The following is a 16,264-nucleotide window of genomic DNA, read 5'->3' on the forward strand; positions in this document are numbered from 1 at the left end:
CACCTGTATTTACTGTGCTTGCATTGCAAAATTAATTTCATCGTAGCTAAAACCCCGATACATTAAGTAGCGCACGCGCTTAGCTTTGTCTTTGTAATCGAGATCTGGCGGTGTATTTGAATATTTTTTATTGTACGCATCCTGCGCAAGCTCAAACCAATCTATTTCAAGCTCTTCAACTACCATTTCAAGTAGCGAACGATCAATCCCTTTGCCCATAGCTTCGCTTTGTATTCGCTTAAGCCCGTGGCATTTAAATATGTGTTTTCTTACAAAGCCTTCACAGTATCGCTGCTCGTTAATAAAATTGTGCTTTTCGCACCAATCAAGCAGCGTTTCAATAAACTCTTCTGTCGCTTCTTTTTGCTGTAATTTGAGCGTTAACTCACGACGCGAATATTCTTGGCGCCCTAGTAACCAAAGTACATAGTTTTTTAGTTTTTGCTTTAATTTATCATCCATTAAGCGTCAAAACGCCCGCTTGTTTCACTACTAAGTGGCTTAACATTAATGTCGTCACTCGGTGGTACAACAGGCATAAAAATGGCTTGATAAGATACAAAAAAGCTAATGTAGCAAATCGGCATTAAAATCAACAGTGGTAAGAACGATAAGAACATCGAAAGCGCCATAAATAATGCGCAAATAAGACCAAAAACGCCAAGTGGCAAAATATTATGATAAAACACCATTAACGACTTTTTAAGCGCCGTTAAAATGCGTGTTTCTTTACTAAAATAAACAAGCGGTACAGCGTAAGCAAACGCCGTTAAATAAATTAGCATTGCCATAAAAAATAAAATTACATTCGCGCCCGAAATACTCTCAAGCATTTGTTCAAGTGCCACGTTTGGATCAAGTCCCGGTTGACTCATAACAGCCACTGCATCGGCAAATAAGCCATTAGCAAGTAACGCCATTAAAATGCCCGCACCCATTTGATAAAGTGCTAAACGCAATAACCCTAAACGATTTCCCTTAGCCGTAAATGGCTTGAGAATATCGGCTAGCATAATTTTTCCGCCCTGCTGCTTACTAAGCACCGCTTGGTAAAACCCTGCGGTTAAAAATGGCGTAGCTAGCGCTGCTACCACTTGCAGTAAAGGTAAAAATAAAGACAGCAGCCCTACAATGCCAATAAATAAATGCATAAAAATAAAGGTTGCTGGCTGGGTTTTAAAAATAAGCCATCCGGCTTTTAACCACTTTAGCCCTGCATCGGCTTTAAAAATTCGTAATTGTGTAGACATACTTACTCTTAATTTAAAACGAAACACGCCAAGTATAACTTGGCGTGAGGGGGTATTAATAGACGAAACGTAATTAAATGATTAAGGTTTTTTAATTTTCTTAATATCTAACATATGCGCGCCATGCTTAATTTTTGTTTCTAGGTACGATTTATTACCCGCAACACCCGCTTTAATGTGTGCATGCGTGCCCACAACCGAGTCAACACTAATACCGGCATCCTTTAATGCATTAAGCTTCTTAGGATTATTGGTCATTAATTTAACGTGGCTTAAATTAAGCGCATTAAGCATTAATACCGCATCCGAAAAGTCACGTAAATCATCAGCAAAGCCTAAGTGATTATTAGCTTCGTAGGTGTTCATCCCTTGCGATTGCAGTACATAAGCGTCAATTTTGTTGTATAAACCAATGCCACGGCCTTCTTGGCGTAAATACAATAAAATACCGCCTTGCTCGTGCATCATTTCAATACATTCATTTAGCTGCTCGCCGCAATCACAACGCGATGAATAAAATACATCACCTGTTAAACACTCAGAATGCATACGAATAAGCGGTACATCTTGCTCTGTATCGGCGTTGTTAAACACCATAGCAATATGTTCTTTGCCATCTTTTAAATCAGTAAATGAGATTATTTCTGCAGGGATATCACTATTTCTGCCAACATTAAGCTGGACTCTTGCTCTTACTTGCGCCACGACAAATCCAAATATTTAAATAACTACGACACGACAATAAAGTGATAATATCACAAAATAGGATAAATACACCGTAGTACAAGACTGTTTATGGCAAATATATGGCGACGACAGGCGTTATTTTCAATGATTGTTAGCAATAAATTAATACAAATAACAGCCAATGTTATTTACGTTGATTTACCTTAATCAGTGACACCTACAGGCGCGTTTGGTATTTTGTATTTTAAACAACGATAGGGATTATTATGAAACGTCAGCAACTCGCTTTATTTATAGGCTTAAGTTTATCTGCTTTGAGCGCAACAACTTTAAGTACTACAGCACTCGCCAGCCAAGCAAGCGATCCTCAAACGGTATTTAGCCAAGCATACCAAAGCTATTTAGCAGCAGTTAAAGCAGACAAAAACGTACAACAAACTGCCAAACTTGCTTACACATCAGGTAAAGCCGTTTACGGTAAAAGCGACGACAATACTGCCAACTTAGCTATTAATTACGCTAAAGCAATAAAAGGCTACGGCGATGAGCTAAACGAACAGCGTTTTGCACTTTATAACGAAGCCCATACTATTTTAGCTGCAAACCACGGTAAACTATCAATAGTAACAATTGATGCACTACTCGGCCAAGCTAACTACACAACATCAGCTTACAAAGCAGCTAACTTTTTAGAACAAGTAATAGATATAGCTAAAACACAAAATAAGCCTAAATTTGTAGCCGACATGAAACTAGAAGCGGCATCACTGCTTGCTAAAAAGTTTAGCTCTAAAAAATATCGCGAAGCGAAAAACTACCTAGAAGAAGCCGACGAATACTACCGTGAAAATCTGCCTAGTAGCTCGGTAGAGCAAATTAAAGCTAATTTTTTAATAGCCGCATTTGCCGAAGGTAGTAAAAAATATAACCGAGCAATTGAGCGCTTAAACAACATAGTTACCGCGTTTGACGATAACTTAAAATACGATCACAGTGCTGAGCTAACCGCTCATTCTAAACTTGTAGGTCTGTACGAAAAACAAGGCAAAAGCGAAGAAGCAACTAAACACTGCATAGCTATCGCTCAAATGGTGCCATGGAAAGAATCGCAAGAGCAAACACCACTCTATCGTGTTAATCCTAAATACCCAGTGCACAAAGCCAGATTTAGTACCGATGGTAGCGTTATTATGGAGTTTGAGGTAGACGCAGCTGGCTTTGTAAAAAACCCAAAAGTACTTAGCTCTGAAGGCGGCAGCGCATTTGAAAAGTCAGCCAAAGCAGCGCTTGAGCAATGGCGTTACGCGCCAAAGTTTGAAAATGGCAAACCCGTTAGCGCTATTTCTCAGGTACAACTCGACTTTAAAATTAACCGCCACTAAAAGCGGCTCATTAAAAAAGGCGCTTTAAGCGCCTTTTTTGAAGCCAACTAATACAAATTCTACGTAGTTAAAATTCGTAACTTACGCTAATACCGCCATCGGCTCTTTTTTCGTTGCTGTCGCTTGCTTTACCATAGCCCACATCTAGCTCTAATCTAAAACCAGCGCTGTTCAATCCATTAAAGTTATAGCTGTAAGTAAGCCCTATGCCGTTTGTTGTTTCTTCATCAAAAATTCCGCCAATTACACAACCTAGCGTATTAGCAAAGTCAGTTGCTACATCATTAGTTGAACCTTCACACTCTTGGTCTGTATCTCTTGCACCAATAGCGCCCACAAGCGCGCCAAAAGCATGCTTTTTATTATCGCTTACTGCTTGTTCAAAACCTGCAGAAAATCCATCATCAAGGCCTAGTTTATAGTTTGCATACCAGCGTTGTGTGTCGTCGTTAGCCGACAAAGACACTTCAGGAATAACTAAATAAGGATAGCCACCCCCAATCGAAAAACTAACATCGTTAGCAAAAGTAGAACAAGAAGCGATAGATAAAGTGAGTAGTAATATTTTTGTTTTCATAAAATTCCCTTTGAGTAAGCACCAAATGTACCTAGTTTAGTTCCTTTTCACAATGCAACAAAAGTCCTAACCGTGCTTTTTGTGATTTTAAAACTTCCTGTTGCGATTAAAGCCGGCTTCTCTTCCTAGCTAGAAGTTTCAGTAGTACGCTGATTTTAATATGGTTATTCTCCATACATAGGCGATAACGCAAGGGAAGTTGTCGAACCGACTAGGTTACACACCTCTCGCCGCGATTAAATACTCCTTAGATAGAACAAATTTTAATCCTGAAAGACCAATAAACTCTAAACCACATTAACTGTATTTAATTTAAAAAAGACTTTAGTAGAGCAATAATAAATACAGATAATGCATGTAAATAATCATAATTTATGGTGAAATTAGCTTAATTGATAAAAGGTACCCACGGAGCTTTCATGACTATTTTAGTAACCGGTGGCGCAGGCTATATTGGCTCGCACACTGTTTTAGAACTTTTACAGCAAGGTAATGATGTTGTTGTTATTGATAATTTGAGCAATTCATCGCAAGAATCTCTTGCTCGTGTTAAAAAAATCACAGGTAAAGATACTACCTTTTACCAAGGTGATATTCTCGATAAAGCTTTTTTAGATTCAGTGTTTGCTAAACACTCTATTGATAGCGTTATACATTTTGCAGGCTTGAAATCGGTTGGTGAATCAGTGGCTAAACCAATTGAATACTACCAAAATAATGTACAAGGTACGTTAACGCTTGTTGATGCAATGCGCGAAGCTGGTGTATTTAAATTAGTATTTAGTTCATCAGCTACCGTTTATGGTGATCCGGCTAGTTTACCAATTAAAGAAGACTTCCCTGTGGGCGGTACTACAAACCCTTACGGCACATCTAAGCTGATGGTTGAAATGATGCTGCAAGATATCGCTAAATCAGACGAGCGTTTTGCGTTTGCTATTTTGCGTTACTTTAACCCTGTTGGCGCACATGAATCGGGCCTAATTGGTGAAGATCCTAACGGTATCCCAAATAATCTTTTACCGTTTATTGCACAGGTTGCTGTGGGTAAATTAAAGCAACTTGCTGTATTTGGCGATGACTACGACACAGTTGACGGTACAGGTGTGCGCGACTATATACACGTTGTAGATTTAGCAATTGGTCATTTAAAAGCGCTTGATAAAATTGCCAGCAGCACGGGTGCATTAGTTTATAACCTGGGTACTGGTAACGGGTATTCTGTACTGCAAATGGTTAATGCATTTATTAAAGCCAGCGATCAGGCTGTGCCATATCAGGTTTCACCTCGCCGCCCAGGCGATATAGCCGCCTGTTATGCAGCACCAGAAAAAGCACTAAATGAACTTGGTTGGGAAGCGGTGCGTGGCATTGATGAAATGATGCAAGATACATGGCGTTGGCAGTCAAATAACCCCAACGGTTATAAAGGTTAAGTAAAAAGTAATTTATAAGCTTTGCCTGTTGCACCAGCAGGTAAAGCGCCCTTTACACTCTATATAAATAAATTATCTAAAACGCTATTGCACAAAAAAAGAGAATAAAGGTAAGTGAGAAGACACCAAAGCATGAGATTACGAGCGTTGCTCGTCACGCCAGCAAGCTGTGCGTCTACACGTAAATCAAACCACACTGTAAAACTTTGCCTGTAGGCGTAGAGCTTGCTCACGCGAAAAGCGCAGCTTTTAATATCTACAACTGATAGCTAAGCTACTCTTTATGAATAAATCATTTAAATAAATTACGAGCGTTGCTCGTCACGCCAGCAAGCTGTGCGTCTACACGTAAATCAAACCACACTGTAAAACTTTGGCTGTAGCCGTGGAGCTTGCTCACGCGAAAAGCGCAGCTTTTAATACCTACAACTGATAGCTAAGCTACTCTTTATGAATAAATCATTTAAATAAATTACGAGCGTTGCTCGTCACGCCAGCAAGCTGCGCGTCTACACGTAAATCAAACCACACTGTAAAACTTTGCCGGTAGGCGTAGAGCTTGCTCACGCGAAAAGCGCAGCTTTTAATATCTACAACTGATTGCTAAGCTACTCTTTATGAATAAATCATTTAAATAAATTACGAGCGTTGCTCGTCACGCCAGCAAGCTGCGCGTCTACACGTAAATCAAACCACACTGTAAAACTTTGCCTGTAGGCGTAGAGCTTGCTCACGCGAAAAGCGCAGCTTTTAATTACTTATATCTAAATCTAACACTTAATAACGAGTATCTTCGTTATGTCTGTGCCCACTGCCTAAGCAAATTATGATAAACCCCCGTTAACTGAATAATCTCAGGGCTATCTTCTACTTTGCTGCGCAAACTTTGAATCGACATATCTAAATCAAAGAGTAAACCACGTTTTTCGTCGCTATTAACCATGCTTTGCAACCAAAAAAATGAGGCTAACCTTCGCCCACTTGTAACTGGCATTACACGGTGCAGGCTGGTTGATGGGTACAACACCATACTCCCAGCTGGTAATTTTACGCTGTGCGATCCATACGTATCTTCAATAACTAATTCTCCACCCTCATAATCTTCAGGCTCATTAATAAAAAGCGTCATTGATACATCTGTTCGTACTTTTACAGGCGTACCAGGAACCTGCCTAATGGCATTATCTACATGCACACCAAACGATTGTCCGCCTTGATAACAGTTAAATAATGGAGGAAATATTTTTGCAGGAAGTGCTGCCGACATAAACAAATTGCTACGAGCGAGAGCAGCCATAATAATGTCGCCAAGCTCTTGGCATTCAGGACTATTTTCAGGTAACTGTAAGTTATTTTTAGCTTTCGTTGATTGATGCCCAGCCGTAATACTACCATCTGCCCACTGTGCTTTTAGTAAAACCTCATGACAATAAGCAACTTCTTCTTTAGTTAACAACTCTGGTATTTTAACTAACATGTGCGCCCTCTCACATAATAAAAGAAAGGGCAGAAATTTCTGCCCTTAATGATTATGTACTCTTAAAGTAAAGTTTAAAAAGAGTAACTTGCCGTTAAGCTAAACTTACGACCTTCACCAGGAACAAAGTGTCCGCCACCTAACTGGTTAACGTAATCTTTATCACCTAAATTTTCAGCATTAAGCTGCAAGCTCAAATCTTTTGATACATCATACGCAACCATTAAATCAAAAATAGTATAGCTTGGAGCACGAGCGCGAGTAGACGATGAACTACTGTAACGCTCACCTAAATACTGCATACCTGCACCAAATGATAATTGCTCAGATATTTCGTATGTTGTCCATATGCTCGCACTATTTTTAGGCGTACGTGGTAACTCATTACCTATTTGAATAATATCGTCACCTGATGCTTTAGTTACTTCGCTATCTTGATAAGTATACGATGCAATAATGGTCCACTCTTTGGTGATTAAACCTGTAGCTGATAACTCTAAACCCTGAACTCGTTGTTCGCCATTTAATAAATCAGCTCGTGTATCTTCTGCAAATGGATCATCGGTACGAGCATTTGTTTTTTCAGTACGAAAAAGAGCTGCATTAGTTTGTAAGCGACCATCCATTAAGTTCCATTTCGTACCTAATTCATAGCTATTACTTTCTTCTGGATCAAGATCTGCTGTATTTCCGCGAGTAGATACCGTAATACCTTCGGCTGAAGGATTAAACGAATTACCCGCCCCAAAATAAATACTGCCGTTTTCTGTAGGTTTATAAACTACAGCTGCATTCCAGCTAAATAAGTCGTCACTTGTAGAAATTAAAGCACTTGGGTTCGCGTAATCGTAATGGTAATCCGTAGTAAAGCTATCAAAACGAATTCCGCCTGTAACTTCCCATTGCTTATTAAGGGTTACTGTATCAAATGCATAAATAGCTTGGTTTTTAGCTTTAGCTTCAATACTTGTACCGTTACGACCGTACACACCCGTAAATGCAATTGTTGCATCAGGATTGTATAAGTCGTTACGGATTCCATCTTCAATTAGATTATCAGCCGTAGTTGCAACAAAGTTATGGCGTGTAAACGTTTCGTTTGCAAGTTCAATACCCACTACAACATCGTGAGTAAAACCAGCAAACTCGTAGTTACCAATTAAATCAACTTGTAATGCAGCCAATGAATTTTCTGTATCACGTGTTTTTTCATCTGCAAAGGTAATATCTGTATCGGTTGTAACTGAAAAGAAACGTGGTGCAGTTGTTACCGATTCACGCTTAACTTTACCTAAACGGACTTGTGTACGTAACGTAGTATTTTTAGAAAAATCATACTCATGACGGGCAGTTGTTGAATAAGCTTCTATGTCTTCATAATCACGGTAAACGTTACCATAAAAGTTATCAAAATCGACTGGTGGTGGAGCGTATTCATTGCCAACTAGTTCAGCAACTGGAGTATCACTTCTAACCCATGCAATACCGTAATCTGGTAAATTATCTTGTCGTTGGTATTCAAAATTAAGATCAAATCGACTGTTGGTTCCAAGCCCTGTAGCCAAAGCAACAGCAATTGCATTTTTTTCGTTTTCAACATAATCACGGCCAGCAACATCACCTGAATCAGACAATAAATTAACACGTAATGCGCTTGTTTCGTTTACTTGAATATTAGTATCAAGACGACCACGGTAATCGTTTTCTGTGCCTAAACGTAACGAAACATCATTAAAGTTGTCTAATTTCGCCTTTTTAGTTTCTAGATTAACGCTGCCGCCTGTTGCACCACGACCGGAGACTGCAGAACCAGGGCCTTTAGCTACTTCAACGGCTTCAATGTTATAAACATCGCGAGTGTATCCAGCAACATCACGAATACCATCAACAAAAATATCACTTGCGGCACTAAAACCACGAATAGACATGCTATCGCCAGTAGGAGAACCACCTTCGCCTGCAGCTAAAGAAATACCTGATACATTGCGTAATGCATCTTGTAAACTATCTACGTTTCTATCTTTCATTACCGCTTGGTTAATTACAGTAACTGTTTTAGCCGTATCGAGTAGCGGTTGAGTATATTTATGCGATGTTGATTTTTCTACAACATAGCTAGACTCAGTTTTAGTTTGCGCTTTCGTTACCGATAACTCTTGAACATCCTGTGCACTCGCCCAAGTTGAAAGAGTGGCTGTAACAACCGCCGCAATTGGTTTTGCGTAGGTATTCCCTTTATTCGATGGCTTACTCATGGTTACTCCGAGGTTTAAACTAATTAGGTACATGTTGAATTTCGGCAAAATCCTACCACCGCCACAAATAAATGTAAACGCTAATTGTTATCAGTTGCGTTGTCATGCCTGTTGTTATATTGTATGCGCACTTAAAAATTAACAGTAATTGCTCCATGTAATTACTCGTCGTAACTTTCAGGGTCTTTGTTGAACAATGCGAAGTTTAATTAAACCAATCAGTATGGTTATCGCGCTTTGTTGCGCTATGACAGTGCAAGCCGATACCGTTAGCGAATTAGAACAACTCATCAACAAATGGCTGCAAATAGAAAATCAAAACAATAAATTAAATACTCATTGGCTTGAACAAAAAAGCAGTATGGAGCAAACATTAACGCTTTTAGATGCTGAGCAGCAGCAACTTAGCGAGCTTAATCAGCGTAGAAAAAAAAGCACCAGCGAGCTTACTCAAAAACGCGAACAGCTTGTTACTAAACAATCGGAGCTTGAAAACGATCAACAACAATTAAACGAACAACTTACACGCATTTCCCAGCAATTACTTTCATTACAAGTGCAATTACCTCCGCCACTTTTAAGTAGCTGGAAAAACACAGGTGATTTAACTAACTCACAACTAAATACCACAGATAAATTGCAAACAGCACTCAAGATGCTGGGGTTATTACGTGATTTTCAGCAACGGATTTCTATACACGAAATGGCAATTCTGCACCCTGACGGCCAAGAAGTATGGGTAAAACAGCTTTACTTAGGTGCAGCCCAAGCTTGGTTTGTAAGTGAAGATTTAAGTTATGTAGGCATTGGCTTTCCAAGTGATTTAGGCTGGCAGTGGGAGTTCGATCCGAGTATTAACGCTGAGCAAGTTGCATTAGGAATAGCTGTTCAACAAAAAAAGCGCGCTGCTGACTGGGTAACACTACCTATCTTAAGTTATGCAAAAAATACACAAAAAGGGGCTAAATAATGATTTTCGCCCGCATCCTTAAAATAGCTAATATTTTAGCTTTACTCTTTAGTGCAAACATCGTTTTTGCAGCAAGCAGTGATGACGCGCAACAAAGTATTTTAAGTGACATTAAAACAGCTCAACGCGCGTTGAATAAAACTCAAAATAACATTGCCAAAGAGCAAGCCGCTCTTGCTAAAAATATATTTAACAAGCAGCAATCACTGAATAAATTACGTGAGCAGGCTGCCGTTAACCGCCGCCTTGCTGATGAAGATACTTTGAGTTTAAATCAGCTGCAAACACGCCTAGATACATGGCAACAGCAGCAACAATATCAGCTAAATTTGTTAAATCGATTTGTACGCCAAAATAGTAAAAACCAACACATTACTAATGATCAAAACGAATTGTTGAAACAAGTAGTATCACTTATTAATGACCAAAAACAGGCACTTTATCCACAATTTAAAAAGCAATCGGTTGTGCTAAGTAATGGCGAATTAAGCCAAGCGAATACCCTGCAAGTAGGCCCAGTTGCTTGGTTTAGTACACAAACCCCAAAACTAGCTGGATTACTCGATTTAGACGACAAATCTAACGCGTTAAAGGTAACGCTAGTGCAATCTACAAGTGACGATAACCCACTCGATAATACCTTAAAACAAAATGGCGTAGGATCTACACTCCTCACTTTTGATCCGAGTTTAACGCATTTAGTAACGAGTCAGTCTCAACAAGAAAGTCCGCTGGAGCATTTAGAAAAAGGCGGTTTATGGGCTATTCCTATTATTTTATTTGCCTGCTTTGCACTAACTATCGCATTACTGAAAGCAGCTCAGTTACTGCGTTTAAATAAAATAAAAATGCACTCGCAATTGCAATTACAGAAATTGTTTATAAGTAAAAATAGCAGCGAATTTAATGGCATGCAGCAACAGCTATTTAACCTAACCTTGCAAAGCGAAAAAGGCCAAATACGAGATGATCAGTTATTTAACCAACTTATCCACGATAAACACAAGCTCGATAACTTTATTGGTGCAATAGCCGTTACTGCAGCAGTAGCACCACTACTTGGCTTACTGGGTACTGTAAGCGGTATGATCGAAACATTCAAAATGATGACCTTGTTCGGATCAGGCGATCCTGAGGTCGTATCAGGTGGCATTGCACAAGCACTCATAACCACAGAACTTGGTTTAGTCGTTGCTATACCAGCTCTGGTACTAAACGCTTTGTTATCGCGTAAAGCTAAAGCCTATTACAGCCAATTAGAAGGCTTTGCATTACAGCTAAGTCAGCTAGATGAAGGAAAAAACAATGTTTGATCAAATCATTAGTAACCCTATTTGTTGGTGCATTATTTTACTGGCTTTATTTGTGTATCAATTGATTTTTCATGACTTACTACATCTGAAACATTATCAAACACAGCGCAAAGGTTATTGGCAAGAAGTAAGCTCTATTTTAACTGCGGCTTTGCCACTACTTGGTTTACTAGGCACAATTGTTGGCTTACTCGATACCTTTAAAGTTATGGCTCAGGGTCATAATGAGTTAATGAGTGATGCAATTGGCCATGCATTACTAACCACTCAACTTGGTCTGGTGTGCGCTATTCCTGCTTGGTTAATGCAAGCCTATTTAGCATATTCGCAGCGCAACCCTAAATTACATGCACTAAGTAAACAATTAGGGTAATAACCATGCAATCACGTTTAAAACATCGCTTAGAACAAGAATCTGGCCAACATATTGATATGTCGCCGCTACTTGATGTGGTATTTATATTGCTAATATTTTTTATTGTGACTACGGTATTCGTACGCGAGAGTGGCGTTGAGGTTGATAAACCACAAGCCGTATCGGCCAGCCGTCTAGAACAACAAGTTATATTTTTAGCCATAACAGACACCCAACAAGTATTTTTTGATGGCAGCCAAATTGGTGTTGCTGGCGTGCGCAGCAGCGTTGAACAAATGCTAAAGCAACAACAGCGCCCTGTGGTTATTCAAGCCGATAAAACAGTACCTACCGAGTTGCTTGTTCAAGTGATTGACGAGGCAAAGCTTGCCGGTGCTGCACAAGTTAATTTAGCGACCAAACAATAATATGTACGCGATTACACCGACCCAAAAATCACGAAATATTCGTCATCCATTGTTTGCATTTGCGCTAAGCCTAATAGTACTTACTGCTGCATTGTTACTTTTATGGCTCGCTCAACTAGCTGAACATATAGTGCAAGATAAAGTTATTGTACGCGAGGTAGCTATGGTGGCATTACCGCCACCACCTCCGCCTTCAATACAACAGCAACAAGCAAATGAGCCTGCGCAAAGCTTAATGGTGGAAGGCGCTGGCGCTTCTATTCAAGCAGTTAAAATTAAAATAAAGAGTAAACTAAAAATTGTAAGACCCGATACGCCAAGTGTAAAAGTAAGTACGCCACAATGGCAATCGGTCAATGTAAATTGGGATGCACTTAGCCTAAACCAGCTCGACGGCCTACCCACTTTACTCACACCAGTAAAAGCATTACTCCCAAAAAGCTTAACTCGCCAAGGTATTGATACATTTACCGTAAAGCTCGATGTACTAATTGATGAGGGTGGCAATGTAAGTTTGATTGAAGTGGTGCAAAATCCGTATCCGTCGCTTAAACCTGCAATCGATAAAATAATTAAACAGAGTCGCTTTAGCGCACCTAAAAAAGAAGGCGAAGCCGTACGCGCTCGCTTTATTTGGCCCATCGAATTTAAACCTTAAGCTTTAAGCCTTATTAAAATGAAAAATATGAACGTAATTAAAACGCTAAAACCTTTCACTCACGCATTACTAACAACTTTAATGTGCTCATTGCCTTTATTAGCTGTTGGTAATGTGAATGCAAACACAGTTAGTACTCCACTGAAAGTAATTTTATCTCCTAGCGATCCAACATGGCAATTGGCCATAAATAATAAATTACTTAGTCCTACTGAAATGCTTATTGAACCGACTGAACGTGGCTTTGCACGCCAAGTGCAACCATTACTACAAGCAGGTAATTATAACGAAGTAGCCGCGCTATTTAAAAACCGCGACCTCACGCAAGATAGCACCGCACTCAATTTATTGCGTGCTCAGGTTTTACTCACCTTAAAAGAGTTCGATAACGCCGAAAATGCATATTTAGCATGTTTAAAAGCCGCACCTAACTTAGTAAAAGCACACCAAGGCTTGAGTCTTTTATACATGCAACAAGCAAATTACAACAAGGCACAAACACACCTAGTACACAGTATTGAACAGGGCCAAGCAGATGCACAAAGTTATGCGCAACTTGCTTATATTCATGTACAACACAGCCAGCCTTGGAGTGCAGTAGCCGCTTATCGTCAAGCACTGATGCTTGCCCCTGAAACGCCTCAGTACCAACAAGGGCTATTGTTTGCCTTAATTGAATCGGGCGATTTAAATCAAGCAAATGCATTATTAAAAGAGTTACTTAATAAAACACCTGATAATGCTCAATTGTGGTTGCAACGTGCACAAATAGCACTGCAATTAGAGCAAAATAAAAAAGCACTTGCCGCCATTGAAGTGGCCTTAAAACTCAACCCTAAAGATACCAGTAACCAGCTTTTAGCAGCTCAGCTGCATTTAAGTGAAGGCAGCACTAAACGCGCTGTTAGTTTATTAAAGCAAGGTTTAAAACACGCCACTAAACAGCAGCAAGTTGAGGTTATTAATACCACGATGCAAACTTTAGGCTGGCTTGTATCTCAACAAAAATGGGATTTAGCTAAAGAGCTAATAGGCAGCGCAAAAAGATTAACTAAGCAGCTACCCCGTGATGAACAAGCGCAGTTTTCTGTATACAGCGCACAAATTGCTATGCAACAAGGTAATACTAAGCGCGCACTTAAAAGTTTAAACAACGCACTTAAAATAAACCCGAATTTAGGTGATGCTTTACTTAGTTTAGCAAGTATATATCGCAGTAAAGGCCAACTCACCCAAGCTAAACTTATGTATGTTCGTGCACAGGCACTTCCTGATTACCAACTATCGGCATGGCTTGGATTATCGCAAATAGCAATTGATTCTAAAGACTACTCTAGTGCGCTGAAGCATCTTAGAAAAGCATTGCAAGCTAACCCGCAACGCCAGGATTTAATTACCAATATTCGTGCACTTGAAAATATTGTGCGCCAAGAAGGGTAAGTTTATAGCTTCTCACGTGAGCAAGCTCTACGTCTACAAATAAAATTTAACGCTGTGGTTAAACTCACTTGTAGACGCACAGCTTGCTGGCGTGTAAAAACGCAGTTTTTAAAATAGCTTAATAATTAGAAGCTACGCTTCTCACGTGAGCAAGCTCAACGTCTACAGATAAAATTTAACGCTGTGGTTAAACGCACTTGTAGACGCACAGCTTGCTGGCGTGTAAAAACGCAGTTTTTAAAATAGCTTCTCGCGTGAGCAAGCTCTACGCCTACAGATAAAATTTAGCGCTGTGGTTAAACTCACTTGTAGCCACACAGCTTGCTGGCGTGTAAAAACGCAGTTTTTAAAATAGCTTTATAACTAGAAGCTATGCTTCTCGCGTGAGCAAGCTCTACGTCTACAAATAAAATTTAACGCTGTGGTTAAACTCACTTGTAGCCACACAGCTTGCTGGCGTGTAAAAACGCAGTTTTTAAAATGGCTTAATAATTAGAAGCTACGCTTCTCACGTGAGCAAGCTCTACGTCTACAGATAAAATTTAGCGCTGTGGTTAAACTCACTTGTAGACGCACAGCTTGCTGGCGTGTAAAAACGCAGTTTTTAAAATAGCTTAATAATTAGAAGCTACGCTTCTCACGTGAGCAAGCTCAACGTCTACAGATAAAATTTAACGCTGTGGTTAAACGCACTTGTAGACGCACAGCTTGCTGGCGTGTAAAAACGCAGTTTTTAAAATAGCTTCTCACGTGAGCAAGCTCTACGTCTACTGGTAAAGTTTAACGCTGTGGTTAAACTCACTTGTAGACGCACAGCTTGCTGGCGTGTAAAAACGCAGTTTTTAAAATAGCTTTATAACTAGAAGCTATGCTTCTCGCGTGAGCAAGCTCAACGCCTACTATATATCAAACCAAAGCGTTACCAATTTTGCATTTCGACTATGCGTGATTGTGTGCGTGCATATTCAAAGCGCAATTTTTTACCTTTATACAAATGTTCAATGTCGGTTTGCGCATTTATTACCAGCAATTTATGGCAATCGTAAAATTCATCTACTAAGGCAATAAAGCGACGCGCTTCGTCGTCAAAAGTGTGCTCATCAAGCGTTTGTTTTTCGCGCTGATAACTATCTTCTATACCGTGAACTATAACTTTACCCGTCGCCTTAACACCCATTTGTGGCACATTCGATACATATAACACATCAAATTGCGTTGCTAAAAACATATAATCGTTAGCACTACGCGGGCCTGAGCATAACGCCATAAAATCAATCATTAAGGCATTATCGGCTTTTAATAAATAAGGTAAATCGCGGCCATGCACGCTAATTGTATTGCTGTATGTTGCAGCAGGATAAGAAACTAAAAACTCATTTTGAAAATCATGTTTAGGTAAATTAATAAAATAGTGCCTGCTGTTTTTACCATATCTAAAGCGGTGATCGTCCTCCCCTGCCACGTTAATTATATGGCAATGGTTATTAATTAAATCGATAGTAGGTAAAAATCGCACTCGTTGTAGGCCGTTGTAATAAAGTTGCTCTGGCTTTGCGTTCGATGTGGCCACCAGCACAACACCTTGTTCAAGCAATGCATTGAACAATCTTGCCATAATCATGGCATCGCCAATGTCGCTCACAAAAAACTCATCAAAACACAGTACTCGAATATTTTTAGCCCACTGTTTTGCAATTAAGATTAATGGATTTTTTTGACCTTGTAGCTGCGAAAGTTGGGCATGCACTTGTGCTATAAAATGATGAAAATGCAGTCGCTGCTTTTGCTCAGTCGGTAGGTTTTTATAAAATAAATCCATCAGCATAGATTTACCGCGCCCTACTGGTCCATATAAATAAACACCTTTTGTTAAGGGCGCTTTTTGCCACCATGATATGTGAACTTGAAGTTGCTCGCTTAGTGTATTTAAAGCTTCCACCGCATTTTGCTGCGCAGCATCAAAACACAATTCACCCGTGTCTATTTTTGCTTGGTAAAGGCTTAATATTTGTGTGCTGTGCACTGTCATGGTATTT

Annotated in this window: 15 protein-coding genes; 8 read left to right on the plus strand and 7 right to left on the minus strand. The window is 39.6% G+C overall.

From position 1 onward, the window contains the following. Nucleotides 1–9 precede the first annotated feature (9 nt). The 3 genes from D172_RS15065 to D172_RS15075 all read right to left on the minus strand — a co-directional run bounded on the left by D172_RS15065 (nucleotide 10) and on the right by D172_RS15075 (nucleotide 1,955). Nucleotides 10–462, minus strand: coding sequence for a regulatory protein RecX (locus D172_RS15065; protein ID WP_002961933.1), 453 nt, complete (start codon nucleotides 460–462; stop codon nucleotides 10–12). Then, entirely contained in the window at nucleotides 462–1,250 is a 789-nt protein-coding gene (locus tag D172_RS15070; RefSeq protein WP_007378958.1) for a BPSS1780 family membrane protein, read from the minus strand. Before D172_RS15070 ends, D172_RS15065 begins: the two co-directional genes overlap by 1 nt. Nucleotides 1,251–1,331: 81 nt before the next feature. Continuing rightward, entirely contained in the window at nucleotides 1,332–1,955 is a 624-nt protein-coding gene (locus D172_RS15075; protein ID WP_007378959.1) for a GTP cyclohydrolase II, read from the minus strand. A 248-nt stretch (nucleotides 1,956–2,203) separates the two neighbouring features. Here D172_RS15075 and D172_RS15080 point away from each other — a divergent pair, with 248 nt between their 5' ends. Beyond that, nucleotides 2,204–3,319 carry an energy transducer TonB gene (locus D172_RS15080; RefSeq protein ID WP_007378960.1) on the plus strand — a complete coding sequence of 372 codons (1,116 nt, stop codon included), beginning with the start codon at nucleotides 2,204–2,206 and terminating at the stop codon, nucleotides 3,317–3,319. 67 nt (nucleotides 3,320–3,386) lie between these two features. On the opposite strand, the gene D172_RS15085 is transcribed toward D172_RS15080, so the two are convergent. Then, entirely contained in the window at nucleotides 3,387–3,896 is a 510-nt protein-coding gene (locus D172_RS15085; RefSeq protein WP_007378961.1) for a hypothetical protein, read from the minus strand. Between the two features lie 419 nt (nucleotides 3,897–4,315). On the opposite strand from D172_RS15085, the gene galE reads away from it, so the two are divergent. Beyond that, nucleotides 4,316–5,332, plus strand: coding sequence for a UDP-glucose 4-epimerase GalE (gene galE / locus D172_RS15090; protein WP_007378962.1), 1,017 nt, complete (start codon nucleotides 4,316–4,318; stop codon nucleotides 5,330–5,332). Nucleotides 5,333–6,128: 796 nt separating this feature from the next. Here galE and D172_RS15095 read toward each other — a convergent pair. Then, nucleotides 6,129–6,809 carry a Fe2+-dependent dioxygenase gene (locus D172_RS15095; protein ID WP_007378971.1) on the minus strand — a complete coding sequence of 227 codons (681 nt, stop codon included), beginning with the start codon at nucleotides 6,807–6,809 and terminating at the stop codon, nucleotides 6,129–6,131. A gap of 74 nt (nucleotides 6,810–6,883) precedes the next feature. Continuing rightward, nucleotides 6,884–9,064, minus strand: a complete 2,181-nt coding sequence (locus D172_RS15100) for a TonB-dependent receptor (protein WP_007378972.1) — start codon at nucleotides 9,062–9,064, stop codon at nucleotides 6,884–6,886. A gap of 196 nt (nucleotides 9,065–9,260) precedes the next feature. On the opposite strand from D172_RS15100, the gene D172_RS15105 reads away from it, so the two are divergent. Genes D172_RS15105 through D172_RS15130 form a run of 6 tightly spaced genes read left to right on the plus strand, consistent with a single transcriptional unit; the run spans nucleotide 9,261 to nucleotide 14,228 of the window. Further along, on the plus strand, nucleotides 9,261–10,034 hold the full coding sequence (locus D172_RS15105) for a DUF3450 family protein (protein ID WP_033031921.1): 774 nt from the start codon (nucleotides 9,261–9,263) through the stop codon (nucleotides 10,032–10,034). Further along, the gene (locus D172_RS15110; protein WP_007378975.1) at nucleotides 10,034–11,347 is read left to right on the plus strand and encodes a MotA/TolQ/ExbB proton channel family protein; all 1,314 of its coding nucleotides are present in this window, start codon (nucleotides 10,034–10,036) and stop codon (nucleotides 11,345–11,347) included. Before D172_RS15105 ends, D172_RS15110 begins: the two co-directional genes overlap by 1 nt. Further along, nucleotides 11,340–11,720 (plus strand): MotA/TolQ/ExbB proton channel family protein, encoded by a 381-nt coding sequence (locus tag D172_RS15115; RefSeq protein ID WP_007378976.1) that lies wholly within the window; start codon nucleotides 11,340–11,342, stop codon nucleotides 11,718–11,720. Before D172_RS15110 ends, D172_RS15115 begins: the two co-directional genes overlap by 8 nt. Before the next feature lie 5 nt (nucleotides 11,721–11,725). Further along, nucleotides 11,726–12,130 carry an ExbD/TolR family protein gene (locus D172_RS15120; protein WP_007378977.1) on the plus strand — a complete coding sequence of 135 codons (405 nt, stop codon included), beginning with the start codon at nucleotides 11,726–11,728 and terminating at the stop codon, nucleotides 12,128–12,130. A gap of 1 nt (nucleotide 12,131) precedes the next feature. Continuing rightward, nucleotides 12,132–12,788 (plus strand): energy transducer TonB, encoded by a 657-nt coding sequence (locus D172_RS15125; protein WP_007378978.1) that lies wholly within the window; start codon nucleotides 12,132–12,134, stop codon nucleotides 12,786–12,788. A 27-nt stretch (nucleotides 12,789–12,815) separates the two neighbouring features. Next, nucleotides 12,816–14,228 (plus strand): tetratricopeptide repeat protein, encoded by a 1,413-nt coding sequence (locus D172_RS15130; protein WP_007378979.1) that lies wholly within the window; start codon nucleotides 12,816–12,818, stop codon nucleotides 14,226–14,228. Nucleotides 14,229–15,147: 919 nt separating this feature from the next. Here D172_RS15130 and zapE read toward each other — a convergent pair. Then, the gene (zapE, locus tag D172_RS15135; RefSeq protein WP_007379103.1) at nucleotides 15,148–16,257 is read right to left on the minus strand and encodes a cell division protein ZapE; all 1,110 of its coding nucleotides are present in this window, start codon (nucleotides 16,255–16,257) and stop codon (nucleotides 15,148–15,150) included. Between the last annotated feature and the right edge of the window lie 7 nt (nucleotides 16,258–16,264).

The sequence above is a fragment of the Pseudoalteromonas sp. Bsw20308 genome (assembly GCF_000310105.2).
Taxonomy (GTDB): domain Bacteria; phylum Pseudomonadota; class Gammaproteobacteria; order Enterobacterales; family Alteromonadaceae; genus Pseudoalteromonas; species Pseudoalteromonas fuliginea.